The 25,037-nt window shown below is 74.1% G+C and carries 25 protein-coding genes; 11 read left to right on the forward strand and 14 right to left on the reverse strand.

Features of this window, described 5'->3' with window-relative positions; translation table 11 throughout:
- Positions 1-6: 6 nt before the first annotated feature.
- The 3 genes from ftsL to mraZ form a co-directional block, all read right to left on the reverse strand.
- Complete coding sequence (gene ftsL, locus BJ958_RS08955; protein WP_179726517.1) at positions 7-528, reverse strand: cell division protein FtsL; 522 nt, start codon at positions 526-528, stop codon at positions 7-9.
- 2 nt (positions 529-530) lie between these two features.
- The gene (rsmH, locus tag BJ958_RS08960) at positions 531-1,538 is read right to left on the reverse strand and encodes a 16S rRNA (cytosine(1402)-N(4))-methyltransferase RsmH (protein WP_179726518.1); all 1,008 of its coding nucleotides are present in this window, start codon (positions 1,536-1,538) and stop codon (positions 531-533) included.
- 264 nt (positions 1,539-1,802) lie between these two features.
- Positions 1,803-2,249, reverse strand: a complete 447-nt coding sequence (gene mraZ, locus BJ958_RS08965; protein WP_425489756.1) for a division/cell wall cluster transcriptional repressor MraZ — start codon at positions 2,247-2,249, stop codon at positions 1,803-1,805.
- A 321-nt stretch (positions 2,250-2,570) separates the two neighbouring features.
- Between mraZ and BJ958_RS08970 the strand changes: the two genes are divergently transcribed.
- From BJ958_RS08970 to BJ958_RS08980, 3 genes are read left to right on the forward strand one after another with little or no spacing between them, the layout of a single operon-like run.
- Entirely contained in the window at positions 2,571-3,497 is a 927-nt protein-coding gene (locus BJ958_RS08970) for an AAA family ATPase (protein ID WP_273516154.1), read from the forward strand.
- A gap of 19 nt (positions 3,498-3,516) precedes the next feature.
- Positions 3,517-4,761, forward strand: coding sequence for a DUF58 domain-containing protein (locus BJ958_RS08975; RefSeq protein WP_179726520.1), 1,245 nt, complete (start codon positions 3,517-3,519; stop codon positions 4,759-4,761).
- Positions 4,758-7,115, forward strand: coding sequence for a transglutaminase TgpA family protein (locus BJ958_RS08980; protein WP_179726521.1), 2,358 nt, complete (start codon positions 4,758-4,760; stop codon positions 7,113-7,115). Before BJ958_RS08975 ends, BJ958_RS08980 begins: the two co-directional genes overlap by 4 nt.
- A gap of 52 nt (positions 7,116-7,167) precedes the next feature.
- Here BJ958_RS08980 and BJ958_RS08985 read toward each other — a convergent pair whose 3' ends face one another.
- From BJ958_RS08985 to BJ958_RS09005, 5 genes are all read right to left on the reverse strand, one after another.
- Positions 7,168-7,596: a DUF3040 domain-containing protein gene (locus BJ958_RS08985; RefSeq protein WP_179726522.1), complete on the reverse strand. Its 429-nt coding sequence runs from the start codon at positions 7,594-7,596 to the stop codon at positions 7,168-7,170.
- A gap of 159 nt (positions 7,597-7,755) precedes the next feature.
- Positions 7,756-8,961 carry a DNA polymerase IV gene (gene dinB, locus BJ958_RS08990; RefSeq protein WP_343052618.1) on the reverse strand — a complete coding sequence of 402 codons (1,206 nt, stop codon included), beginning with the start codon at positions 8,959-8,961 and terminating at the stop codon, positions 7,756-7,758.
- A gap of 39 nt (positions 8,962-9,000) precedes the next feature.
- Positions 9,001-9,717: a methyltransferase domain-containing protein gene (locus tag BJ958_RS08995; RefSeq protein ID WP_179726523.1), complete on the reverse strand. Its 717-nt coding sequence runs from the start codon at positions 9,715-9,717 to the stop codon at positions 9,001-9,003.
- A 48-nt stretch (positions 9,718-9,765) separates the two neighbouring features.
- Positions 9,766-10,224 (reverse strand): SAV_6107 family HEPN domain-containing protein, encoded by a 459-nt coding sequence (locus tag BJ958_RS09000; RefSeq protein WP_179726524.1) that lies wholly within the window; start codon positions 10,222-10,224, stop codon positions 9,766-9,768.
- A 73-nt stretch (positions 10,225-10,297) separates the two neighbouring features.
- Positions 10,298-10,786 carry a hypothetical protein gene (locus BJ958_RS09005; protein WP_179726525.1) on the reverse strand — a complete coding sequence of 163 codons (489 nt, stop codon included), beginning with the start codon at positions 10,784-10,786 and terminating at the stop codon, positions 10,298-10,300.
- 46 nt (positions 10,787-10,832) lie between these two features.
- Here BJ958_RS09005 and BJ958_RS09010 point away from each other — a divergent pair, with 46 nt between their 5' ends.
- The gene (locus BJ958_RS09010) at positions 10,833-11,312 is read left to right on the forward strand and encodes a YbaK/EbsC family protein (protein WP_179726526.1); all 480 of its coding nucleotides are present in this window, start codon (positions 10,833-10,835) and stop codon (positions 11,310-11,312) included.
- Positions 11,313-11,315: 3 nt separating this feature from the next.
- Entirely contained in the window at positions 11,316-12,629 is a 1,314-nt protein-coding gene (locus BJ958_RS09015) for a phytoene desaturase family protein (RefSeq protein ID WP_343052619.1), read from the forward strand.
- A gap of 15 nt (positions 12,630-12,644) precedes the next feature.
- On the opposite strand, the gene metF is transcribed toward BJ958_RS09015, so the two are convergent.
- A complete protein-coding gene (gene metF / locus BJ958_RS09020; protein ID WP_179726527.1) occupies positions 12,645-13,535 on the reverse strand; it encodes a methylenetetrahydrofolate reductase [NAD(P)H] in 891 nt (296 codons plus the stop codon).
- A 76-nt stretch (positions 13,536-13,611) separates the two neighbouring features.
- On the opposite strand from metF, the gene BJ958_RS09025 reads away from it, so the two are divergent.
- Both BJ958_RS09025 and BJ958_RS09030 read left to right on the forward strand, forming a co-directional pair.
- Entirely contained in the window at positions 13,612-14,700 is a 1,089-nt protein-coding gene (locus tag BJ958_RS09025; RefSeq protein WP_343052621.1) for a polyprenyl synthetase family protein, read from the forward strand.
- Positions 14,701-14,725: 25 nt separating this feature from the next.
- Positions 14,726-16,537, forward strand: coding sequence for an acyltransferase family protein (locus tag BJ958_RS09030; RefSeq protein ID WP_179726529.1), 1,812 nt, complete (start codon positions 14,726-14,728; stop codon positions 16,535-16,537).
- A gap of 11 nt (positions 16,538-16,548) precedes the next feature.
- Here BJ958_RS09030 and BJ958_RS09035 read toward each other — a convergent pair whose 3' ends face one another.
- From BJ958_RS09035 to BJ958_RS09045, 3 genes are read right to left on the reverse strand one after another with little or no spacing between them, the layout of a single operon-like run.
- Positions 16,549-16,962 carry a barstar family protein gene (locus tag BJ958_RS09035; RefSeq protein ID WP_179726530.1) on the reverse strand — a complete coding sequence of 138 codons (414 nt, stop codon included), beginning with the start codon at positions 16,960-16,962 and terminating at the stop codon, positions 16,549-16,551.
- 4 nt (positions 16,963-16,966) lie between these two features.
- Complete coding sequence (locus BJ958_RS09040) at positions 16,967-17,470, reverse strand: guanyl-specific ribonuclease (RefSeq protein ID WP_179726531.1); 504 nt, start codon at positions 17,468-17,470, stop codon at positions 16,967-16,969.
- A 17-nt stretch (positions 17,471-17,487) separates the two neighbouring features.
- Positions 17,488-17,859: an Rv2175c family DNA-binding protein gene (locus BJ958_RS09045; RefSeq protein WP_179726532.1), complete on the reverse strand. Its 372-nt coding sequence runs from the start codon at positions 17,857-17,859 to the stop codon at positions 17,488-17,490.
- Positions 17,860-17,993: 134 nt separating this feature from the next.
- Here BJ958_RS09045 and pknB point away from each other — a divergent pair, with 134 nt between their 5' ends.
- The 4 genes from pknB (at position 17,994) to BJ958_RS09065 (ending at position 22,704) form a co-directional block, all read left to right on the forward strand.
- On the forward strand, positions 17,994-20,138 hold the full coding sequence (pknB, locus tag BJ958_RS09050) for a Stk1 family PASTA domain-containing Ser/Thr kinase (RefSeq protein ID WP_343052622.1): 2,145 nt from the start codon (positions 17,994-17,996) through the stop codon (positions 20,136-20,138).
- Positions 20,128-21,057 (forward strand): DMT family transporter, encoded by a 930-nt coding sequence (locus BJ958_RS09055; protein ID WP_179726534.1) that lies wholly within the window; start codon positions 20,128-20,130, stop codon positions 21,055-21,057. The genes pknB and BJ958_RS09055 overlap by 11 nt, the downstream gene beginning before the upstream one ends.
- An 87-nt stretch (positions 21,058-21,144) precedes the next feature.
- Entirely contained in the window at positions 21,145-21,627 is a 483-nt protein-coding gene (locus BJ958_RS09060) for an SRPBCC family protein (protein WP_179726535.1), read from the forward strand.
- A gap of 63 nt (positions 21,628-21,690) precedes the next feature.
- Positions 21,691-22,704, forward strand: a complete 1,014-nt coding sequence (locus tag BJ958_RS09065; protein ID WP_179726536.1) for a discoidin domain-containing protein — start codon at positions 21,691-21,693, stop codon at positions 22,702-22,704.
- A 3-nt stretch (positions 22,705-22,707) separates the two neighbouring features.
- Here the strand turns inward: BJ958_RS09065 and BJ958_RS09070 are convergent, their stop codons facing one another.
- Positions 22,708-23,703, reverse strand: coding sequence for a GntG family PLP-dependent aldolase (locus tag BJ958_RS09070; RefSeq protein WP_179726537.1), 996 nt, complete (start codon positions 23,701-23,703; stop codon positions 22,708-22,710).
- The gene (locus BJ958_RS09075; protein ID WP_179726538.1) at positions 23,700-25,037 is read right to left on the reverse strand and encodes a class II 3-deoxy-7-phosphoheptulonate synthase; all 1,338 of its coding nucleotides are present in this window, start codon (positions 25,035-25,037) and stop codon (positions 23,700-23,702) included. Before BJ958_RS09075 ends, BJ958_RS09070 begins: the two co-directional genes overlap by 4 nt.

Below are 25,037 nucleotides of genomic sequence, written 5' to 3' on the forward strand. Positions count from 1 at the left end.
CAAGGGTCACTGAACCGTGGCGGGCACGCCGTCAGTGGTCGGCTTCACCTTGACCGGCGGCGGGTCGAGCTCGGCCGGGCGCTTGGGGCCGGGCGGCTGCAACGGGAGCCTGTCCGCGCCCGTGGCCGGCTGCGGGTCGCCGCTGATCTTGTCGGAGCCGAGGTGGATGACGCCGGCGCCGGTGGTGGGCATCACCATGCCGAGCCGCTCGGCCGCGGCGGCGACGTGGGCCGGGTCGTTGAGCGCCTGGATGTCCATCTCGAGCGCCTCCTGCTGCGCCCCGAGGTCGGTGGCCTGGTTGCGCAGCGCGGTCTCCCGGAAGGAGGCCTGCTGCATGGAGGTGTTGAACATCAGCAGGCCGACGACGCCGCCGAGCAGGATCACGCTGACGAACGTCACGAACGGCACCCGCGGCGCGCGGGTTCGCCGCCGTGGGACGACGGTCAGCCGGGCGCGCTCGAGGGCGGCCTGGGCGACCCGCGGCGCGACGTACGGGAGCCGGTTGCGGAGCGGTGCGGTGGAGGACATGTCTATTCGGCTCCCTTGCCAGACGACGTGCTCGGACGGGTGTTCGCGCGGATGCGCTCGATGGCGCGGAGTCGGACGGAGGCGGCGCGAGGGTTCTCCTCGACCTCCGAGGGCGTGGCCTGCTCGGCCCCCCGGGTGACCAGCCGGTAGGACGGCTCGGCACCCTCGGGCACGAACGGCAGGTCGTCGGGCACGTCGAGTCGGGTCGCGGCGGCGAAGGTCCGCTTGACCAGCCGGTCCTCGAGCGAGTGGTAGGACTCGACGACCACACGCCCGCCGACTCCGATCACGTCGACGGCGGCGGGCATCGCGCGCTGCAGCACCCGCAGCTCGTCGTTGACCTCCATCCGCAGCGCCTGGAAGGTGCGCTTCGCGGGGTGGCCTCCGGTGCGGCGGGCGGGCGCCGGGATGACGTCGTAGAGCAGCTCGACGAGCCGGGCCGAGCTGCTGAACGGCTCCACCTGGCGCTCGCGGACGACGGCGTCGGCGATGCGGCGCGCCATCTTCTCCTCGCCGTAGTCCCTGAGGACCCGGGCGAGATCGGCTGCGCTGTAGGTGTTAAGGACGTCGGCCGCGGTCGGACCGGTGTCGCCCATCCGCATGTCGAGGGGCGCGTCGACGGCGTACGCGAAGCCGCGCTCCGGCAGGTCGAGCTGCATCGAGGAGACACCGAGGTCGAAGAGCACCGCGTCGACCCCTCCGTCACGCGGCAGGCCCTGGTCGGCGACGACGTCGGCGATCTCGTCGTACACCGCCTGCACGCCGGTGAACCGGTCGCCGTACGGTGCCAGCCGCTCGCGGCTCATCGCGAGCGCCTGCGGGTCGCGGTCGATGCCGATCACGCGGGCCTGCGGGAGCCGCTCGAGGACGGCCTCGCTGTGGCCGCCGAGGCCGAGGGTGCAGTCGACGAGCACGGCGCCGTCGTGGTCGAGCGCGGGTGCGAGGAGTGCGACGACCCGGTCCAGCAGGACGGGGACGTGGCGGGGACTACGCCCTCCTGTCTCACTCATGCGGACCCCTCGACCCTGGGAATTGGCTCTGCGAACTGGTGCTGCCGGTAAATGCGGCGGATCCGCAGAGCCAGGTCCCGGCCCGCTCCCGCCCCGGTGTTCGGGGTGCCGTCTGGTGCCGGGGAAGGTGCCCCAGAAGGCGGGGTTCGGCAGGTCGCCTGTGGCCGGGGAAGGTGCTACAGGTGGCTGCCTGGGGAGCGGGAACGGGCTGAGACCTCGTCCTGCGGATCCGCTGTGCTGTTGTCAGGTGCTGCGTCGGACGAGCTAGTCGTCGTCCTCGTCGAGGTCGGCGAACTCCTCCAGGGCCTCGAGCTGGAACTCGCGCCAGGCGGCGGGGTTCCAGATCTCCAGGCGGTCCCGGACTCCGATCACGACGACGTCGCGCTCGAGTCCGGCGTACTCACGCAGGTGTGCCGGGATGCCGATCCGGCCCTGCTTGTCGGGGGTGCTCTCGTCGCCGCCGGCGAAGAGGACCCGGGCGTAGCGCCGGGCGGCGCGGTTGGTCATCGGCCGGGCGGCTTGCCGCTCGGCCTCCTCGGCGAAGACGTCGGTCGGCCAGACGACGAGGCACTTGTCCTGTCCCTGTGTGACCACGAGGCCCTCCGCCAGTCGATCCCTGAACTTCGCCGGGAGGAAGAGACGGCCCTTGTCGTCGAGCTTCGGGGTGTAGGTGCCCATGAAGAGCATCCGGGCCACCCCCAGCCGTCCCACCGGACTCCGCCGTCCTCCACTTTCCCCCACAGTACTCCACTTTCCCCCACCGTCAACCACCGACGCACCACTTCGCAGGGCGTTTCGCACCACCACGCGCGCTGAATGCGCAGGTCAGCGCGCTGGGAGCGCCGGTGGAGCGGAGTGGAGGAGAAGTGGAGCGCCGGTGGGGAGGCGCTGCGCGCCGGGAGTCGAGCGCCGGGAGTGCTGCCGCTCTTCCCACGGCGGCCGTAGGGTTGCTCCACCGCAGCGAGGTGGCTGCTGGAGAGAGGGAGAACAGCCGTGGAGTCGCCGAGCACCGATGTCGACACCGTTGCGCGCGTGGCCGGCAGGATCCAGGCCAACGTGGAGAAGGTGATCGAGGGCAAGGGAGAGGTCGTCTCGGCCGCGATCGTGGTCCTGCTGGCCGAGGGTCACCTGCTCCTCGAGGACGTCCCGGGCGTCGGCAAGACCATGCTGAGCAAGGCCCTGGCCCGCAGCATCGACTCCACCGTGCGCCGCGTGCAGTTCACGCCCGACCTGCTGCCGTCCGACATCACGGGTGTCTCGGTCTACAACCAGTCGACGAGGGAGTTCGAGTTCCGCCCGGGCGGGGTGTTCGCCAACATCGTCATCGGCGACGAGATCAACCGTGCCTCGCCCAAGACCCAGTCCGCGCTGCTGGAGTGCATGGGCGAACGCCAGGTGACCGTCGACAACGTCACCTACCACCTGGAGTCGCCCTTCATGGTCATCGCGACCCAGAACCCGGTCGAGATGGAGGGCACCTATCCGCTGCCCGAGGCGCAGCGCGACCGCTTCATGGCGCGGGTCTCGATCGGGTACCCGGTCCCCGCCGCGGAGATCGCGATGCTCGCCAACCACGGCGCGGTCAGCCCGCTCGACGACCTGGAGCCCGTGACCGACAGCGCCGAGATCCGCAAGATGTGCGCGATCGTCAGCCACGTGCACGTCTCGGACACCGTGCAGCGGTACGCCGTCGCGCTGACGGCCGCCACCCGGCACAGCCCCGAGCTGGTGCTCGGCGCCTCGCCGCGGGCGACGCTCCACCTGGTGCGCGCGGCCAAGGCCCGCGCCGCCCTGCACCGCCGCGACTACGTCCTGCCCGACGACCTGCGCGCGCTGGTCCAGCCGGTGCTCGCGCACCGGCTCCTGCCCAGCGCCGAGGCGGCGATCGGCGGGCGCAACGTGGCGGCGATCCTCGAGGGCATCGCCGCGCAGGTCCCGGTGCCCGAGCCGACCTCCTGACGAGGGACACGGTCAGCCCATGCGCCGGCACCTCTCCTCCCTGACCCTCCGCGGACGCGCCTTCGTCGCGGCAGGGGCGACCGCGGTCGTGTGCGCCGTCGGCTTCGACCAGCCGGCACTGACCCGGGTCGGGGTGCTGGTGCTGGCCCTCCCCCTGCTGGCCACCTTCGTGGTCAGCCGCCGCAAGCACGACCCGACGGTCGCGCGCACGGTCTGGCCCCGACTGCTCCGTGCCGGCGAGACCGCGCGGATCGACCTCACCATCGCCAGCGAGCGCAAGCGCTCCGACGGCGCCCTGCTGGTCGAGGACACCCTGCCCTACGCCCTCGGCGGCCGAGCGCGGTTCGTGCTGCAGGGCCTCGGCGGAGCGTGGGAGCGCACGGTGTCGTACCCGGTGCGCTCCGACATCCGGGGCCGGTACGTCGTCGGGCCGGTCGTCGCGCGGCTGGCCGACCCGTTCGGCCTGGTCGAGCGGCGCCGGCCGATCGGCGGGACCGCCCAGCTGACGGTGACCCCGCGCGTCGTCCCTCTCCCCGCGGTGCCGCTGACCGGCGGCTGGCAGGGCGCCGGCGAGCACCGTCCCCAGGCCTTCGCGTCCGGGTCCGCCGAGGACGTCAGCGTGCGCGAGTACCGGCGCGGAGACGACCTGCGCCGGGTGCACTGGCGCAGCTCCGCGCGCATCGGCGAGCTGATGGTGCGCCGCGAGGAGCAGCCGTGGGAGGCGCACGCCACCGTCCTGCTCGACAACCGGCGTCTCGCCCATCGCGGCCAGGGCCCGGCGTCCAGCCTCGAGGCGGCCGTGATCGCGGCCGCGTCGGTGGCGATGCACCTGGAGCAGCACGGATACGCCGTCCAGCTCTGCACCGCCGACGGGATCGGAGGCGGGGCTGCGGGCGACCCCACGCTCGGCGCGGAGCGCGCGCTCGAGCACCTCGCCGTCGTCGAGATGGCGCATCGCTCGACGCTCGACGTGACCTGGTCCGGCGAGCAGGCCCGCGGCGGCGTCGTCGTCGCCGTGCTCGGCGGCTTCCTGCCCGAGGACAACGCAGCCCTGCGCCGGATCCGGCACGACGCCGGCGCAGCCCTGGCCCTGGTGCTCGACGTCGACCAGTGGTCCCCCAGCCGCGCCGGGCTCGGTGCCGCCGCGGTGGCACCCGTGACGTCGCTGGCCTGGCGCGCCACCGCCCTCGGCCCGCGCGACCACCTCGACGTCGCCTGGCGCGAGCTCGGCCGGGCCCCCGTGCGCGGAGGTGCCCGCGCATGACCAGCGCCAGCCCGACGATCACCGACCGGCGGGGCCCGTTCGGGCCGGTGCTGCTGCTCGGCGTGGTCGCCGTGCTCACGACGTGGGCCGCCCTGACCGCGTGGCGCGGCTTCGTCGAGGCGCCCGGCAGCTACCTGCGCCCGCTCGCCGTCCTGGCCGGACTGCTGGCCCTGAGCGGAGCGACGCTGCGCTGGTCCGGCGCTCCCCGCGCGGTGACCGCCGTCGTCCAGGTCCTGCTGGCCACCGTGTTCGTGTCCCACCAGATCACCGGGTCGCTGGTCCCGGTCGGCGGCACCGCCGCCGAGATCTGGCAGTCGCTGGAGGCGTCGGTGCGCACCTCCCGCCAGTACGCCGCCCCGATCGGTGACCGCGTCGCCCCGGTGTGGCCGCTGCTCGTCGTCGCCGGGGCCGCCGTCCTCGTCCTGGTCGAGACCCTCGCCTGCACCCTGCGCCGCGTCCCCGCCGCGGGTCTCGGCCTGCTCGCCGTCTACGCGCTCCCCAGCGGCGTGCTCGACGGCGGACCGGACGCCACCAGCTTCCTCGGCGCCGCCGCCGGCTTCCTGGTCCTGCTCCACCTCGAGTCGCGCGAGCACCTGCTGCGCTGGGGCCGCACGGTCGGGCCCCAGCAGGACTCCGTGTGGCGCGGCAACCCGCTGCGCGAGGCGATGCGCGCCGGGGCCGGGCGGATCGGGGTCACCGCGACCGCGCTCGCGCTCGTCGTACCGCTGTTCCTGCCGTCGGTCGGCGTGAACGTGCTCGACCTCGGCACCGGCAAGGGCAACGGCGACATCCGGATCCGCAAGCCGATCGCCGACATGCGCCGTGACCTCGAGCGCGGTGCGGACGTGCCGCTCGTCGAGGTGCGCACCGACGACCCTGCGCCGTCCTACCTGCGCATCTCGGTGCTCAACCGCTACACCGGCGACGAGTGGAGCAGCGGTGACCGCGACGTCGCGCGCGCCGACCGGGCCAACGGGGCGGTCCCGCTGCCCGCCGGCCTCTCCGACGACGTACCGCGCACCACCTACGGCTACGACGTGTCGGTCACCGACGACCTCGACTCGACCTGGCTGCCCACGCAGTACCCCGTCGCCGAGGTCGACGCCCCCGGCGACTGGCGCTTCGACCCCTCGACGATGGACTTCCTGGCCGCCGACAACGACCTGGACACCCGCGACATCAGCTACACGATGAAGGGCGTCAGCCTCGACTTCGGAACCGACCGCGCGTTCTTCCGCGACTCCCGGACCGGCGACGTGTCCGAGGAGGTCCTCCACGTCCCCAGCACGCTGCCCCCGCTGGTGCGCACCCTGGCCCGCGACGTGACGTCCGGGGCCACGACGGACTACGAGCGGGCGTTGCTCCTGCAACGCTGGTTCCGCCAGGACGGCGGGTTCACCTACGACCTGCAGAAGGCCCCGAAGGGCACCGGCAACCAGACCCTCGAGGGCTTCCTGGCCCGCAACGGCCGGGTGGGCTACTGCGAGCAGTTCGCCTCCGCGATGGCCGTGATGGCAAGGGTGCTCGGCATCCCTGCCCGGGTGGCGGTCGGCTTCCTCCAGCCCGACCCGGCGGGTGACGACACCTGGGTCTACAGCAGCCACGACCTGCACGCCTGGCCCGAGCTCTACTTCGCCGGGTCCGGCTGGGTGCGCTTCGAGCCGACCCCGTCCGGCCGGGTCCAGCAGGTGCCCGCCTACACCCGGGTCCCCGTCGACGGCGGCAGCGACGACCCGCGGGGCGGCCCGAGCGCTGCGACCTCCGCCCCCTCCGGCGCCACCGGCACCGCCGCACCCAGCGCCGGTCCGAACCGGCGCCCCGAGATCGACCGCGACCCCGGCACCGCATCGGCCGGCAGTCGCCGGAGCCTGCCGCTGCCGCTGCTGATCGGCAGCGCGGTCGTGCTCGTGCTGCTGCTCGCCGGCCTCGCCGCCATCGGCGGCCCCACCACCGCCCGGACCCGCGGCCGCCGCAGCCGACTCGCCGGGACGCCCGACGACGTCTGGCACGAGGTCCGCGCCACGGCGGTCGACCTCGGCCTGCCCTGGCCCGCCGGCCGCTCCCCCCGCGAGGCCGGTGCCTTCCTGCTCGACCACCTCGCCACCCCGACCGATCGTCCGGACGAACGCCCGCGGACCGGGCCCGACGCCGCCCCCGAGGCCGCCGACGCCCTGGAGCGGCTGGTCCTGGCCGTCGAACGATCCCGGTACGCACGCCCCGGCGCGGTGGCCACGCTCGAGCACACGTCCGTCGCCGAGGACGGCGCCCTGGTCGTCGCCGCGCTGGAGGCCGGCGTCACGCCTCAGGCACGGCGACGCGCACGGTGGCTGCCGATGTCGGTCTGGCGGCGCTAGTCCCGACGCGGCGTCGGGACGGGCGGGCTCGGGCGGTGCCGGTGGACTCGGCTCAGAAACCGCCGCGGTCGCGGCGGCGACGCCAGCGGGCCTGGAGGGTCTCCATGAAGCTGGAGGAGCGGCCGTGGCCGCGGCCGTGGTGGCCGCGGCGACCGCCGTCGACGACGCCGAACCCGGACGGGTGCGCCGAGATGTTGGGGGCGGCTCCGCTGCGCTGGCCACGGATCGAGCCGAGCAGGATGGTTGCCGAGGCGAGCATGATCAGGAAGCCGGCGACGCCGACGGGCCAGTAGCCGCTGACGGCCCCGCCCATCATCACGGCGATGCCGCCGGCGAAGACCACGCCGGCGAGGATGGCGCGGCGGCGGGCTGCCTGGCGGAGGGTCGTGCCCCGGAGGGTGGACGCGAACTTCGGGTCCTCCTCGCTGAGGGCGCGCTCCATCTGCTCCAGCAGTCGCAACTCCTCTTCCGAGAGTGGCACCGAATCCTCCGACACGTGTGAGGCGGTTCGCCCGCCCGATGACTCTTTCTCCAAGTGTAGGCAGGCATCTCCAGCGGTGGTAGGCCGTCCCCCGAAATTGTCCGGTCGGCATCCGGGACGGTCACGACGGACCACGGGACCGACCATGCCGCGATCGGCTCACAGCAGGCTGGCCCGGCGTACGGCGGCACTGCCGAAGCGGTCGACGGCGCGGTCGACGGCGCGGTCGGCGTCGGGCCACCCGGGGTCGCGCTCACCGAGGGCCAGCTGGCGGCTGTCGGCCGGGCGCAGGCGGCGCAGGCCCTCGACCCGGACACCGACCAGGCGGACCGCAGGCGGGCGTGGGCCGCGGGCGTCGAGGAGGCCGTCGAGGAGGGGCACCGCGACGGCGTACACCTCCTGGGTGACGTCGGTCGGCTCGCGCAGGGTGCGGGAGCGCTGGACGGTGGTGAAGTCGGCGAAGCGGACCGTGACGGTGACCGTGCGGCCGGTGCGGCCGGCGCCGCGGACCCGGGCGGCGACCCGGGCCGTCAGCCGGAGCAGCTCACGGTGCAGCTGCGCCCGATCGCGTACGTCGACCGCCAGGGTGTGCTGCGATCCCATGCTGCCCTCGGGCTCGCCCTCCCCGAACCCGAAGACACCGGCACCACCGGGCACCAGCTCGGTGCGGTCGCTCCCCCACACCAGTGCGTGCAGGTGGCCACCGAGGTGGTGGCCCAGCATCCGCCGCAGCAGGTCGACCTCGATGGCGGCGACGTCGCCGACGGTGACCAGGCCGAGGCGGTGGAGCCGTTGGCGGGTGGCCTCGCCGACGCCGTAGAGGACTCCGACGTCGAGCGGGTGGACCTCGGCCACGAAGCGGTCGGGCGGGATCACCCGGACGCCGTCGGGCTTGGCCTGCCGGCTGGCGAGCTTGGCGACCGAGATGGAGGCGGCGATGCCGACCGAGCAGGTGATGCCGTGCTCGGCGCGGATCCGCGAGCGCAGCCGCTCGGCGATGACCTCGGGCGGCCCGAACAGCCGGACCGCGCCGCGCACGTCGAGGAAGGCCTCGTCGAGCGAGGTGACCTCGACCAGTGGGGTGACGGTGCGGAAGGTCTCCATGATCGCCTTCGAGACCGGCGTGAGCAGACCGAAGTCGGGCGGCATCGTGACGGCGTCGGGGCACAGGCGTGCGGCCTCGGCGCCGGACATCCCGGAGCGGATGCCGAAGCGGCGCGCGGGGTAGTTGGCGGACAGCACGACCCCGCGGTGCCCGCCGCCCACCACGACCGGGACGTGGTGGAGCTCGGGGCGGTCGCGGATCATCACGGACGCGTAGAACGCGTCCATGTCGACGTGCAGGATCGGGCAGGTGACGCTCACGACCCGCCCCCGGGCCGCGGGGGTCGGGTCCGCCGGGCGTCAGGAGGCGGAGTGCGCCAGGACGTGGAGCTGGGTGGCCAGCGGGAGGTACTCCGGGCGCTGGGCGACCGCACGCTCGAGGTCGACGAGGGCCGCGGCGGCACCGGGCTCCTGGTCGACCAGGGCCGCGGGCACCAGGTCGGCGAAGACCCGCACGGCGTGGACCGAGACCGCGCCGAAGCCGTGGTCGGCGAGCAGGTCGCGGACCTCGTCGACGGTGAATCGGCGACCGGTGCGGGTGTCGACGGGCTGCTGGTCGTCGAGCAGCTCGCGGGCCTGCTGGAAGTGGCCCGCCATGGCCCGGGTGATGACGGCGGCATGGCGCTGGCCGACGACGAGGCTGAGCAGGCCGTCCGGCCGGAGCACCTCGGCGATCCGCTCCAGCGCGAGGGACGGGTCGACCACCTCGAGCACGCCGTGGCACAGCACGACGTCGGCGCTGCCGGCGCCGACGACCTCGACGAGGTCGGCGACGTCGCCCTGCAGCCCGGAGACCTCGAGGTCGACCTCCCGCGCCCGGCGGGCCAGCGCCGCCAGGGCGTCGGGGCTGGGGTCGACCACACGCACCCGGTGGCCCGACTCCGCGAGCCGGACGGCGAAGCCGCCGGTGCCGCCACCGAGGTCCACCACGTCGCGGGGTCCACCCGCGAGCGCGGACTCGAGGGCGTCCCACACGACCGCGGTGCGGACCGATCCACGCTGCTCGCGAGAGGCCATGGCCCGAACACTAGTGGTCACCTCCCGGCGGCTCGGCCAGGCACTCCGTCAGCCGACGGCCAGGCCGGCGAGCTGCTCGCCGAGCGGGACGTGCGGGGTGAGGCCGAGCGACTGCTCGACGAGGGCGAGGAAGCGGTCCGCGTCGCGGACCAGGTCGTCGGCCTCGCGCTCGGTGGCGGCGCGGGTCGAGCCGGCCTCGGCCGCAGCGCGCTTGGCGGCGCCGGCCGCGAAGAAGGAGGCCCACTCAGCCAGCTCGGGTGCGACCTCGGCCAGCAGCACCCACGCGTTGCGCTGGGCGCGTCGGCGACCGGCCTCCGGTCGGGCCCGGGCGGCCAGCAGCGCGGCGGCGGCCCGAAGCGCGGCCACGTGGGCGCAGGCGTAGCGGGTGGCCACGTCACGGGCGGCGACCGCCTCGCTCAGCGATTCTGCCGACCGGATCAGGTAGTTGTGGGTGGTCGCCGGCAGCGTGTGCGGGCTGACCGTGAGAGGGGCGAACTGCTGGGCCACGGCGTCTTCTCCTCCGGATCTGTTCGAACAGGTGTTCGAATGATCCGAAGGTACACCGGGGGTCCGACACAGCTCAAGAGGAAGCGCGGCGCACGTACTCCCGGCTCTGGGGGTGCCACAGGAAGACCAGGGTCACGGCGCTGATCACGGCTGCGGCGATCGCCATGCCGTCGACCATCGTCGGCGGGTCGGTGCGCACGGTCCCGACCGCGACCACGATCACGCCGGCGACGATCGCGGCCAGGGAGTGCCGAGCCCAGTTGTAGCCGACCCGGAACAGCGCGATCAGCGTGAGCGACAAGACCGCGGTGACGCCGTACAGGACCAGGATCACGGGGACGAACTCGACCGGCCGGACCGTGCTGTCCCCCACCTGCATCGGCGACCAGACGCTGCCGAGGTCCTCGCGCTGGGTGACGACGAGCACGCAGACCAGCAGGCCGGCCGCGACCAGGGACCACAGCAGCCAGCACGCGATCACGACCGCGGGCGGCCGGGGCGTGACCTCGTCCGGCTGCGCGGCCTCCTGAGCGGCCTGCTGCTCGGCGTCGGTCTCGGGCATGGTTCCTCCAGTCCGTGGTGGGGTCGTGCTCGGTAGGGTCACCCCCATGTCGGCCGAGCATCCCTCGATCACCCGGTTCCGCGACGAGCACCAGCGCCGGGGCGGAACCGGCGAGATCGTCATTCTGCCCGACTCGGTCCACACGGCCGCACTGGCCGCCGAGGCCCTGGGCTGCGAGGTGGGGGCGATCGCCAACAGTCTCCTCTTCGACGCCGAAGGTACGCCGCTGCTCATCCTGACCTCCGGCGCGCACCGGGTCGACACCGCGCTCGTGCAGACCACGATCGGCGGACCGACGCTGCGCCGCGCCGAGCCGGAGTTCGTCCGCGAGCACACCGGCCAGGTGATCGGCGGGGTCTCCCCCATCGGCCACCCCGCGCCGGTGCGGACCTACCTCGACCCGTGGCTGCAGCGCCACGAGGTGGTCTGGGCGGCGGCCGGGCACCCGGCGGCGGTCTTCTCCACGACCTACGACGAGCTGCTCGCGCTGACCGGCGCCGAGCCCCTCGCCGTCGCGAAGGACTGAGGCGTGCGCATCGTCGTCGTCGGCGGCGGTCTCGGCGGCATGGCCGCGGCCGCCCGACTGGCCAAGCTGGGCCACGAGGTCGCGCTGCTGGAGGCGTCCGGCCGGCTCGGCGGGGCGCTCGCGCCGGTCGAGCAGGACGGGTACCGGTGGGACGCGGGGCCCACGAGCACGCTGCTGCCCGCCGCCCTGCGCGACCTGTTCCGCAAGTCCGGGCGTGCGCTGGAGAAGGAGCTGGAGTCCGACCTCGAGCCGCTGCCGGTGCTGCGCGAGCACCGGTTCGCCGATCGGACCTCGGTGCTGCTGCCCGGCGGCTCCCGGGCCGGCCAGATCGCGGCGTTCGACGCGCTCGGCCCCGGCCTCGGCGAGACGTGGGCCACCCACGTCGACGTCTACGGACCGGTGTGGGACGTGCTGCGCCGCCACTACGTCGAGGTCCCCTGGGACCCGCGCACCAAGGGCGCGGTCCCCAAGGAGCTGGACTCGATGTTCAACATCCGCGAGACGCTCCACAAGCGGCTGCGGCACGCGTTCCGCGACGAGCGGCTGGCCCTGGTCGCCGGGCACCCCGCGGTCGCCGAGGGGCACGACCTGCGCAACGTGCCGTCCTGGGTGGGCGTCACCGCCTACCTCGAGCAGTGCTTCGGCGGCTGGCAGGTGCCGGGCGGGATGGGGCGGGTCGTCGAGCTGCTGACCGCGCGCCTGGAGACCCGCGGCGTGCGGGTGCGCACCGGGCTCGAGGTCGAGGACCTGGTCCTGCGGGAGGGCCGCGCGGTCGCCGTGCGCACGGCGGTGGGTGACGCCGACGCCGACGCCGTCGTGGTCGCGATCGACCCGCGCCGGCTGCCCGTCCTGGCTCCGCACGTCGAGCGCACCATGCCCGCGATCCCGCCGGTCGTGTCGCACGTCGGGCTGGCCGGCGACGTACCCGACCTCCCGCACGAGCTGGTCATCCACGAGGAGCCGCTCCTGACCGTGCGTCCGGGCGGCAGCGCACCCGAGGGCGGCGCCGCGTGGACGATCCACGGCCGCGGCAAGATCGCCGAGGACCTCCTCGACGCCCTCGCGCGCCACAGGCTCGACGTCCGCGAGAACGTCGTGACCCGGGTCGACCTGTCGCCGCGCGACCAGGTGGAGCAGTGGCGCGGCTCGCCGATGGGCGTGCTGTGGCAGGGCCGCGGCACGGTCCGGCGCCGGATCGGTCCGGGCACCCCCGTCCCCGGTGTGTACGCCGCCGGCGCCCACACCGCTCCGGGCGCGGGCGTGCCGTTCGTGACCCAGTCGGCCGCGCTGGTCGCGCAGCTGATCGGCCCGGCCTGACCCGAGCGGCCGGCGTCAGACCGTGATCTGCAGCGCCTCGAAGATCTCGAGCGTCGCCTTGGACCGGTTCAGCGTGTAGAAGTGCAGGCCGGGCGCACCGCCGGCGAGCAGCTCGTCGCACAGCTCCGCGGCGATCCGGATGCCCTCGGCGCGCACGGCGGCCGGGTCGCCGTCGTACGCACTGATCCGCTCGACGACGTCCTCCGGGACGCTGGTGCCGATCAGCTCGCCCTGGCGGCGGATGGCGGCCAGGTTCAGGATCGGCATGATGCCCGGCAGGATCGGGATGTCGACGCCGCGGGCACGGACCCGCTCGACCAGGTCGAAGTAGTCGGACGCCCGGAAGAACATCTGGGTGACCGCGAACTCGGCGCCGGCCCTCGCCTTGGCGACGAGCACGTCGGCGTCGGCGTCGAGCGACTCCGCGGAGGGGTGACCCTCGGGGAAGGCGGCGATGCCGATCCGGAAGTCGCCGCGGGAACGGGCCAGCTCGACCAGCTCGACGGCGTAGTTGAGGCCGCCCTCGGTCGGGGTCCAGTCGGCGCGCGGACCCTCGTGCGGGTCGCCGCGCAGCGCCATGACGTGGCTCACGCCCTCGGCGACATAGGAGTCGAGGATGCCCTCGAGCTCGGCCCGGGTGTGGCCGACGCAGGTCAGGTGGGCCATCGGGACCAGGGAGGTCTCACGGGCGATCCGCCCGGTGATCGCGACCGTCTTGTCGCGCGTGCTGCCACCGGCGCCGTACGTCACGGACACGAAGGTCGGGCGGTAGGGCTCGAGCGCCCGGATCGCGTCCCACAGCTGCGCCTCACCCGCCTCGTCCTTGGGAGGGAAGAACTCGAAGGAGAACGAATGGCCGCCCTCACGGATGATCTCGCCGAGGGAGCGCCCAGCACCGGTGGTCATGTGCCGCAGTGTAGGTGGCCGGAGCGGGCCGGGGTCGGGCATCTCGTCAATCGCAGGTGTCACTAGGCTCACTCGGGTGACACAGCAGGCGTGGGACCCGACCCCCTTCCGGACCGAGGTCCAGGCCACCCTGGACGCCTTCCTCGCCGACCAGGCCACCCGGCTCGCGCCGCTCGGCGGGGACGCCGCGCGGCTGCTGTCCGAGGCGCGGGTCACCGTGTCGGGCGGCAAGCGGTTCCGGGCGGCGTTCTGCCACTGGGGGTACGCCGCGCTCGCAGGGGCGCCGGCCGGCGCCGACGCCGAGGCCGTGCGACGGGCCGCCGCCGCCCTCGAGCTGCTGCACGCGAGCGCGCTGGTCCACGACGACCTGATGGACGCCTCCGACACCCGCCGCGGCCGCTCCGCGACCCACCGCACGTTCGAGCGGGCGCACCGCGCCGACGGCTGGCGCGGCGACCCCGAGCAGTACGGCGCCGCCGCGGCGATCCTGCTCGGCGACCTGCTGCTGTCGTGGTCCGACGAGCTGCTGCGCCGCTGCGGCCTGGGCTGGGACCGGGTCGGCCCGGCCCTCGACGTGTTCGACCTGTGCCGCTCCGAGGTGATCGCCGGGCAGTTCCTGGACGTCTCGGTCCAGGCCCGCGGCCGCGCCGACGTCGCCCAGGCGATGACGGTGCTGCGCTACAAGTCGGCGAAGTACTCGATCGAGCGCCCGATCCACGTCGGCGCCGCGCTCGCCGGGGCCGACGCGGCCACCCTCGACCAGCTCAGCGCCTTCGGCCTGCCGCTCGGCGAGGCGTTCCAGCTGCGCGACGACGTGCTCGGTGTCTTCGGCGACCCGGCCACCACCGGCAAGCCCGCGGGCGACGACCTCGTCGAGGGCAAGCGGACCGTGCTGGTCGCGCTGGCGCTCGACCACGCCTCCCCCGCCGAGGCCGAGCGCCTCGACGCAGCGCTCGGCACCGCCCTGTCCGACACGGAGATCGCCGAGCTGCGCGCGATCATCGACGGCTGCGGCGCGCGCGCCGAGGTCGAGTCGATGATCGACGACCTCGCCCGGCAGGCCGTCGAGGCCCTGCACCGCGGCCAGGCCGACGCCGGCTGGGACGCCGAGGCCTGCCGGGTGCTCGAGCAGCTGGCCGCCGCGGCGACCCGCCGCGCGCACTGACACCGGTCCGGGCCAGCTGCTCCCTGTGAACCCGATCGACCGGCTCCCCGCGTCCCGCCCTGCCCGGGTGCTCGCCCTGGACGGGCTCCGGGGTGTGGCCGTGCTCGCCGTGGTGGGCTACCACCTGTTCCCGCACCGACTGCCGGGCGGCTTCCTCGGCGTCGACATGTTCTTCGTCCTGTCGGGCTTCCTCATCACCGCCCACCTGGTGCGCGACGCGGACGCCTCGGGACGCCCGCGCCTCGCGCAGTTCTGGGTGCGTCGAGCCCGCCGGATCCTGCCTGCACTGCTCGCGGTGCTGCTGGCGGTGACCGCGACCGCCGGGCTGCTCGGCGGCGCCCTGGAGGTGAGGCTGCGGCAGCAGGTGCTGGCGGCGCTGACGTTCAGCAGCAACTGGTACCAGGCCGGAGTGCCCTCGTCGTACGCCGACCGGTTCGAGGCGCCGGTGCTGCAGCACCTGTGGTCCCTGGCCGTCGAGGAGCAGTTCTACCTGCTGTGGCCGCTGCTGCTGTGGCTCCTGCTCACCCTCACCCGGCGCACCGGATCGCAGCGGCGCGGCCAGGCGGTCGCGCTCCTCGCCGTGCTCAGCGTCGCCGCGATGGCCGCCGGACACGTCGGCGGCGCGTCGCTCAACCGTCTCTACTTCGGCACGGACACGCACGGCTTCGCGCTGCTGGTCGGCTCGGCCGCGGCCCTGTGGACGGTCGAGGTGCGGCTGCGGACGGCGGTCGCGGCGGCGACCGGCACCCTGCTCGCGATCGCGGCGCTGCCCTGGGCCTCCCCGCTCACCTACCTCGGCGGCACGGCGGCCGTCGCGGGCGCCACGGCGCTCGTCGTGCTCCACGTCACGGCCGACTCACGGCGCCCCGACTGTGGCCGGTCGCCGGTCGCGATCGCACTGTCCGCTCGGTGGCTGCGCTGGGCCGGGGAGCGCAGCTTCGGCATCTACCTGTGGCACTGGCCGGTGATCGTGGTCCTGCTGCAGGTGGCGCCCGGCGTGCCGCTCGCCGTGGCCGCCGTACCGATCACCCTTGCGCTCGCAGCGCTGTCGTGGCGCCATCTCGAGCAGCCGGTGCAGCGGGTCGGCTACCGGGCGTCGGCCCAACGGGTGGCGGCGCTCGGGCGGCGCAGCGGACTGGTCGGGGTCGCCGTCAGCACCGTCGTCGCCGCGCTCGTCTCGGCCTCCGTCACCGCCGGGATCGGCAACTCCCGCGACCACAGTGCCCTGCAGGTGAGCCTCGACTCCGGCCGGGCCGCGATCGAGGCACACCGCGCGGCACCACCCGCCCCCGCGCCGGCACCCGGGCCGGCGCCGGGACCGGGACCGGCATCGTCGCCCTGGGCCGTGCCCGCGCCGAACGACGGCCGCGACCTCACCGTCATCGGCGACTCGGTCACCGTCGCCGCGGCGCCGGCGCTCTACGACCTGCTCCCGCAGGCCGACATCCGCGCCCGCGTGGGGATGCAGATGTGGAGCCTGGAGAAGCGGATCCGCGACCTGCGCAGGGCCGGCACCCTGCGACCGGTGGTCGTGATCGCGCTGGGCACCAACGGCGACTTCGCGGCGCACCAGCTCGCCGACGCCATCGGGGCCGCCGGGCCGGGACACCGGTTCGTCCTGGTCACGGCGAGCGGACCGCGATCGTGGATCGGTCCGGCGAACGCCAAGCTCCGCCACTACGTCCGCACGCACGAGAACGCCCGGATCGCCGACTGGGCCGCCCTTCGCTCCCGGGTCCCGGACTTCGCCGGCGACCGCATCCACCCCGGACCGCGGGGTGGAGCCGTGCTCGCCCGGCTGGTGTCCCGGACGGCCGCGTCGTTCTACACGTCCTGACCGGTCCGGGCTCAGGCCAGCAGGGGTACGGCGTCCGCGGGCCCGACTCCCCGGAGCAGCACCTCGACGGGGGGACCTGCCTCGCCCCGGTCCCCGAGGACCTCCACGACCAGCCCGAACCAGCGCGGCTCGGCACGGGCGAAGCCCGACCAGGCGTCCCAGAGCAGCACGGTCGGGCCGGCCAGGTCGCGCAGGCAGTCGTTGAGGGCGTCCAGGTTGGCGCCGTAGTGGTCGGGGAACCCGAGGGCGCTGCCGATCGCCCGGAGCACGTCGGCGCGGGCGTCGAGGGCCGCGCCGTCGACGTAGCCGAAGCCCCAGCCTGCGTGCTCGGCCGCGTGCTGCACGTCGGCGACGTCGAGCGCCGACTCCCACCGGTGCACACCGGGCGCCTGGCGCCCGGCCAGGACGGCTGCGAGACCGCTCACCCCGTCACCTCCGGATCCTCTCGAACGACTCGTAGTGGTCCGCGGTCCAGTACAGCTCGCCACGGTCGCCGGCGATGATCCGGCGCGCGCCGCGGTGGTCGAGGCCGGGGGTGTCGACGGTGTACTCCCGGTAGTAGCCCCGCGGCCGGTCCGGCAGCACGCCCTCGAAATTGCCGAAGGTGGAGCCGTCCTTGCCGGGGTAGCGGAACGGCCCGCCCGCATCGATCAGCTCGACCGTCTCGGCCGCCTCGGGCGGCAGGTCGGCCAGGTCGACGTACGCGATGCCGTCCTCGTCGCGCGGCGCCGACGGGCTCGGCCGCGCCGAGCGGGTGGACGTCGCCGTGGACGTGGGGCTCGGCGTGGGCGTGGCGCTCGCCGACGAGGTGACGCTGTCGCCCGCCCGCGACGGCTCGGCGTCGTCACCGCCGCGCGACTGCAGCCACCACACGGCGACCAGCAGGACGACGGTGATCGCCGTCGAGACGACCCGGGTCGTCCGGCGGTCCATCCTCGGCACGCGCAGCCTCAGAAGGCGAGCGCCTGGGCGCGGCGCTTGACCTCGGAGCCGCGGTTCTCGAGCAGCGCGTCGATCGGACGACCCGGCAGGTCGGCGTCGAGGAAGATCCAGGCGATGCACTCGCGGTCGTCGAAGCCGTTGTCGTGGAGCACGGTGAGCAGGCCGGGGAGACCCTTGACCGGCTCGCCGTGGACGAGGAAGAGCGCCGGGATCGCCTGCCGCTGCCCGGGGGCGGGCACGGCGGCGGCCAGCTGGTGGTCGCGCACCATCGTGCGCACCTTGGCCGGCGTGACCCCGATCAGGTCGGCGGCCTGGTCCCAGTCCAGCCAGTCCTCGACGAGGGCGGCGAGGTCGTGGTCGGCCAGTCGCGGTTCGCTCATGGGGCCATCTTCCCCCACGCGCGTGGGGAACGCCCGTCGGCGTGGCTTCGGGCGGGCGTGGCGCCTCCCCGTACGATGGTCGCTCCGGTCACCTTCCCCGGCCGGTCCAGCAGAACATGCACAGGAGGGTCGCTGTGCACGAAGACCAGCGCGCCCGCGGCGGCCACGCCGCGCGCCCCGGCGACCCCTCGTCCGGCCCCGCTGCGCCGTCGGCGTCCTCGAAGCGGGTGGAGGACCACCAGTTCGGCCGCCTGCTCGACGGCCGCTACCGGATCGGCATCCGGATCGCCCGCGGCGGCATGGCCAGCGTCTACGAGGCCCTCGACACGCGCCTCGACCGCACGGTGGCCGTCAAGATCATGCACCCCGGCCTCGGGGACTCGACCACGCACGACGACGACTCGTTCGCGCGACGCTTCGTCAGCGAGGCCCGGGCCGCGGCCCGCATCTCCCACCCGCACGTGGTGGCCGTCTTCGACCAGGGCCGCGACGAGAGCGACGGGACCGTCTACCTCGTCATGGAGTACGTCCCGGGCCACACCCTGCGCGACACCATCACCAAGGACGCCCCGATGTCTCCCGAGCGGGCGCTGGCCCTGCTCGACCCGGTGCTGTCCGCGCTCGGCGCCGCCCACCGCGCGGGCCTGATCCACCGCGACGTGAAGCCCGAGAACGTCCTGATCGCCACCGATCCCCATTCCGGGGCGAGCCGGGTCAAGGTCGCCGACTTCGGCCTGGCCAAGGCGGTCAGCGCCGACACCCAGCACACCGCGACCAACGGCGTGCTCATCGGCACCGTCTCCTACCTCGCCCCCGAGCTGGTGGTCGAGCAGCGGGCCGACGCGCGCGCCGACGTGTACGCCGCCGGCGTGATCTTGTTCGAGCTGCTGACCGGCACCAAGCCCCACACCGGCGAGACCCCGATCGCGGTGGCCTACCGCCACGTCCACGAGGACGTCCCGGCGCCGTCGAGCGTCGTGCCCGGCATCCCCGACTACGTCGACGCCCTCACCGCTCGGGCCACCACCCGCGACCCCAGCCTGCGCCCGGCCGACGCGACGGTGCTGCTGCACCACGTGCGCCGCGTCGTGCAGGCGCTCCACGACGGGGTGCGCTCCGACCCCGAGCTGGTCGCCGACCTGCTGCCCGCCGCCCGCGCCGTGGCGCCGGCGGAGGCCACCGACGTCGGCGGCGACACCACGCCCGAGCCGGTGTCCTCGCTGTGGGACGGCATGCCCGACCTGGTCTCCCCGGGGGCCTCGCCGGACCACGAGCGCACCTCGGTCATCGTCGAGCGCCCCCGACCGCCCGTCCCGGTCGCTCCCCTGCCGCCCCCGCCGGCACCCCCGAAGCAGCCCCGGCTCCCGCGCGAACGCAGGCCGGGCCGGGCCAAGGGCATCGCGGTGGCGCTGGTGCTCGTCCTCCTCGCGGCCGCGGTCGGCACCACCGCCTGGTGGGTCGGCTGGGGCCGCTACACGACCACCCCCGGCGTGATCGGGCTGGAGCAGGCCGCGGCCACCGCGAAGCTCGACAAGGCCGGTCTGGGTGCCGAGGTCGAGGAGGTCTACTCCGAGAGCGTCGCCAAGGGCGTGGTCATCACGACCGACCCGCGGCCCGGGGCGAAGATCCTGCCCGACGGCGAGGTCACCCTCACCGTCTCGCGCGGCAAGGAGCGGTACGACGTCCCGGACCTCGCCGGCAAGACCGTCGACGAGGCGACCGCGGCCCTGCGCGAGGTCAAGTTCGTCGCCGGCCAGCCCGTCGAGGAGTGGTCGGAGACCGTCGAGGCCGGCCGCGTGATCCGGTCCACGCCGGCGTTCGGGACCCCCGAGGCGCAGGGCCTGCCGGTCGGCACCTCGGTCACGTTGGTCGTCTCGAAGGGCCGCAAGCCGCTCAAGGTCCGCAGCTTCGTCGGCAAGGACGCCGACAAGGCGAAGCGGGTGCTGGGCAAGAAGGGCCTCGACGTCGAGGTCGTCGACGAGAAGTACAGCGACGACGTCGCCGAGGGCGACGTGATCAGCCAGACCCCCGAGTCCGGCACCCTCTACAAGGGCGACAAGGTCGAGCTGGTCGTCTCGAAGGGACCGGAGCTGGTCGTGGTGCCGGCGGTGCGGCTCAAGTCGACCGACGATGCGATCGCCATGCTCGAGGACCTCGGCCTCGTGGTCCGGGTCGAGCACGCCGACATCTACATCAACGGATCGGTCGCGTGGAGCACCGAGCCCGGCGGCGGCGCCAAGGTGCGCAAGGGCAGCACGGTCGTCCTCTATGTCGTCTGACCGCTCCGCGGTCGCCGGCAGCACCTCCCGTCGTACCGCCCTCCTGGCGACGCTCGCCCTGCTCGCGATGACCGCGTGCTGGGGCTCGACCTTCTTCCTGATCAAGGACCTGCTCGAGCGGGTGCCCACCGTCGACTTCCTGGCGGTGCGCTTCCTCCTCGCCGGTGGCGTGATGCTGCTGGTCGCGCCACGGGCGGTCGCGCGGCTCGCGCCCGACGTGCGCCGCCGGGCGCTGGTGCTCGGCGCGCTCTACGGCGTCGGCCAGATCCTGCAGACCGCGGGGCTCGCGCACACGCCGGCCAGCGTGTCCGGCTTCATCACCGGCCTGTACGTCGTCGCGACGCCGCTGTTCGCGGCCCTGGTCCTGAAGACCCGGATCACCCCCGCCACCTGGGGCGCGGTCGTGCTCGCCACGACGGGGCTTGGCGTGCTCACCCTCGACGGCCTCTCGATCGGGTACGGCGAGGCGATCACGCTCGTCGCCGCGCTGCTGTACGCCGCGCACATCGTCGCCCTCGGCGCCTGGTCGCGTCCCGTCGACGCCCTCGGCATGTCGATCCTGCAGATCCTGGTCATCGCCGCGATCTGCCTGGTCGCCGCGCTGGTCTCGGGCGAGCCGGGCATCGTGCTGCCCGAGCGGGGTGGCGACTGGCTGAACCTGGTCTACATGGCCCTGTTCGCCGGCGCCGCGGCACTGCTCGCCCAGACCTGGGCGCAGGCGCACCTTCCCGCGACCCGCAGCGCGATCATCATGAGCATGGAGCCGGTGTTCGCGGCGTTCTTCGCGGTGCTGCTCGGTGGCGAGTCGGTGACCGGGCGGATGCTCTGCGGCGGGTTGCTCGTCCTCGCCGCGATGCTCGTCGTCGAGCTGGTCCCGCGCCGTCATGTCGAGGGCGAGGTCACGCACCTGGCGGTGTGAGAGCGGCGTAGGGCGGCGTGAGGGTGGCCAGAGCCGCTGGGCAGGCGCACCATGGGGGGTGGGGGGACCAACCCTTGGGAGATGAACATGGCCGGTCACATCATCCACGTGCACAGCACGATCCCCGCCCCACCCGCCCAGGTGTGGGACGTCATCACCGACGTCGCCCACGCACCCGACGTGCTGCGCAGCGTCAGCGAGAGCGAGGTGCTCACCGAGGGCGAGTACGACGTCGGCACCACCTGGCGCGAGCGACGGACCCTGTTCGGGCACCACGGGCCCGAGCAGATCCAGGTCGTCGAGTCGGAGCCGGAGCGTCGTACCGTCGTGGAGGCGGAGGTCGGCAACGACATCATCCGCACCGCCTACCGCCTGACGCCGTCGGGTCCGGAGGCGACCGGGACCCGGCTGGCGATGACCACGACGGTCGAGATGAGCCACCGCTCGGTGCTCAGCCGGGCGATGTGGGCGATGTTCGGGGGCTTCAGCTACGACCGCACCCGCAAGGTGCTCGAGCACGACCTGGAGGACATCGAGGCGGAGGCCTGCCGACGCGCGAAGGCCGGCTGAGCGCACGGCCGATGACCGGGTGCTGACACCTCACCACTTCGTCGGGGTACGGTGAGCCCCGCGATGACCACCCCGACGGACTGCACCAGCTGCGGGCACGTGCTCGGGGTCGGCCGGTTCTGCACGAACTGCGGGCAGCCCGTTCCCGGCCGGCACCCGGAGGCGGCGCCCGCCACGAGCGCGCCCGTCGTACCCCCGCCGACCGGCCAGCTGCCACCTGCCGCGCGCTACCCGTTGTACGCCGACGCCCCGGCGTCGCCGCCCGGGCCCCCGCCGGCGGCACCTCCTGCGGTGACGACCCAGCTGGCGCCCCCGGTGCCGGCGTTCGCACCGCCGAGCGCCCCCGGCTCGCCCGCGCGGGCCGGCACGCCGTGGCTGCCGTGGCTGCTCGGGATCGTGGTCCTCGCGCTGGTCGCCGGCATCGGCACCTTCCTGCTGGTCAGCGGCGGCGGTGACGACCCCGACGCGAGCGACCGCTCGGCCCGGGGGCAGGGCACGGACGGCGCCGGACCGGTCACGCCGCCGAGCGCCGGCGCCTCCGGCGAGCCGCTGCCCGACAGCACCGGCACCGGCGGCCCGGTGGAGCCGCCCGCCACCGCCGACCTGCGCGACCTGACCTCGACGGCGAAGGCGGAGGTCCCGGCGACCGCGCCCGCGTCGCGCGACCGGCAGAACCACCCGGTCACCTACGTCGCGGGCAACATGCTCGACGGCAGGCCACGCACCGCGTGGCGGATGCCCGGGGACGGCACCGGCGCGACGCTGGTGTTCGACCTCGGCCGCGACGTCGTGCTGACCGAGGTCGGCCTGGTCAACGGCTATGCGAAGGTCGACGGCACCGACAACTGGTACCGCGGCAACCGGCGCATCCTCGCGGTGCAGTGGGAGTTCGACGACGGCACCCGGATCACCCAGGACCTCCGCGACCGGCAGGGCGTCCAGCTCCAGCCGGTCGGCCCGGTGGCGACGCGACGCGTCATGCTGCACCTGGTCGAGGTGAGCGCGCCCGGCAAGGGCCCGAACGGCCGGGACTTCACCGCGATCAGCGACGTGCGCTTGCGCGGGGCACCTGCCTGATCCTCAGGCCAGGCCGGCGAGGACCTGCGCGGCCTGCTCCGCGTCGGCACGGCCGACGTCGAGGTGGGTGACCAACCGGATGGTGCGCGCTCCGACGGCGCCCACGAGCACGCCCGCCTCACGGGCGCGGGCCACGAAGCCAGGGGCGTCCGCGACGTCGAAGGCGACGATGTTGGTGTCGACACCGGCGGGGTCGGTGCCGACGGCCTCGGCGAGCAGCCGGGCGTGGGTGTGGTCGTCGGCGAGCCTCTCGACGTGGTGGTCGAGGGCGTGCAGGCCCGCGGCCGCGAGGATGCCGACCTGGCGCATGCCGGCGCCGAGCCGCTTGCGGCGCACCCGGGCCTCCTCGACCACCGCCTGGGCGCCGAGCAGGAGCGAGCCGGCCGGGGCGCCGAGTCCCTTGGACAGGCACACCGCCATCACGTCGGCCACGGCGCCGTAGTCGGCCAGTGGTACGCCGGTCGCGACGTGGGCGTTCCAGATCCGCGCGCCGTCGAGGTGGACCTTGATCCCGTGGTCGTCGGCGAAGTCGCGGACGTCGTGCAGGTCGGCGATGGGGAGCACCGCTCCCCCGGCGAAGTTGTGGGTGTTCTCGACCGAGAGGGCGGCTGTCTGCACGAAGTACGGGCCCAGGTCGGGGGCGAACAGCTCCCCGACCGCCGCGAGGTCGACCTGCCCGCGCGGGTGCGACCACGTGCGCATGGTCAGCCCGCTGACCGCGCCGTGCGCACCGAGCTCGGCCCGGGCGACGTGGGCACGGGCCTCGCAGAGCACCTCCTGGCCGGGTGCGACGACGGCCGCGACCGCGAGCACGTTGGCCAGCGACCCCGTCGGCGTGAACAGCGCGGCCTCGTGGCCGAACAGCCCCGCCACCCGCTCCTCGAGCGCGCGGACGGTCGGGTCCTCGCCGTAGACGTCGTCGCCGACCTCGGCGGCCGCCATGGCGGCCCGCATCGCGTCCGTCGGCCGGGTGACCGTGTCGGAGCGGAGATCGATCACTTCTTGCCGAGCATCTGGGCGACCTGGAAGGCCAGCTCCAGTGACTGCACCCGGTTGAGGCGCGGGTCGACGACCGACTCGTAGCGGTGGGCCAGGCCCTGCTCGTCGAGCTCCTCGCCGCCACCGACGATCTCGGTGACGTCGTCGCCGGTGTTCTCGACGAGGATGCCGGCCGGCACCGTGCCGAGCGCGCGGTGCACGTCGAAGAAGCCCTGCACCTCGTCGAGGACGTCCTCGAAGCGGCGGGTCTTGTAGCCGTTGGAGGCCTCGAACGTGTTGCCGTGCATCGCGTCGCACACCCAGGCAACGTCGACACCCTCGGCGGTGACCTTCTCGACCAGCGCCGGCAGCCCGTCGCGGATCTTGCCCGCACCGAAGCGGGTGATGAACGTCAGCCGGCCCGGCTCGTTGGTCGGGTTGAGCTTGGCGGCCAGGGCCAGCGCGTCGTCCGCGGTCGCGCCGGGGCCCAGCTTGCAGCCGATCGGGTTGCTGATGTGGCTGAAGTACTCGACGTGCGCGCCGTCGATCTGGCGGGTGCGCTCACCGATCCAGACCATGTGGCCCGAGACGTTGTAGGGCTTCTCGGTGCGCGAGTCGATCCGGGTCATCGCGTGCTCGTACTCCATGAGCAGCGCCTCGTGGGAGGAGTAGAAGTCGACCCGGTGGAACTCCTCCGGGTCGGCGCCGATCGCCTTCATGAAGGTGAGCGCCCGGTCGATCTCGGCCGCCATCGCCTCGTAGTGCTGGCCCACGGGGCTGTTGCGGACGAACTCGGAGTTCCAGGTGTGCACCTGGCGCAGGTCGGCGTAGCCGCCGGTGGTGAACGCGCGCACGAGGTTCAGCGTGGAGGCCGAGGCGTGGTAGACGTCGAGCAGCCGCTGCGGGTCGGGACGGCGTGACTCGGGGGTGAACTCGAAGCCGTTGACCGCGTCGCCGCGGTAGGCCGGCAGGGTGACGCCGTCGCGGGTCTCGGTGTCCGACGAGCGGGGCTTGGCGTACTGGCCCGCGAGACGGCCGACCTTCACGACCGGGACGGACGCGGCGTAGGTCAGCACGACCGCCATCTGCAGCAGCACCCGCAGCTTGTTGCGGGTGTTGTCCGCGGTCGCGTCGACGAAGGTCTCGGCGCAGTCGCCTCCCTGGAGCAGGAAGGCCTCACCACGGCTGGCGGCCGCGATCTTCGCCTTCAGCTCGTCGCACTCGCCCGCAAAGACCAGCGGGGGCAGCGTGCGCAGACGTGCGACGGCAGCGGCCAGGGCCGCTGGGTCGTCGTACGACGGCTGCTGCTTCGCTCCGATGGCGTGCAACTGCTCGAGGGACGGAAGGCTGCTCAC

The organism is Nocardioides kongjuensis (assembly GCF_013409625.1).
In the GTDB taxonomy this organism is placed as follows: domain Bacteria; phylum Actinomycetota; class Actinomycetes; order Propionibacteriales; family Nocardioidaceae; genus Nocardioides; species Nocardioides kongjuensis.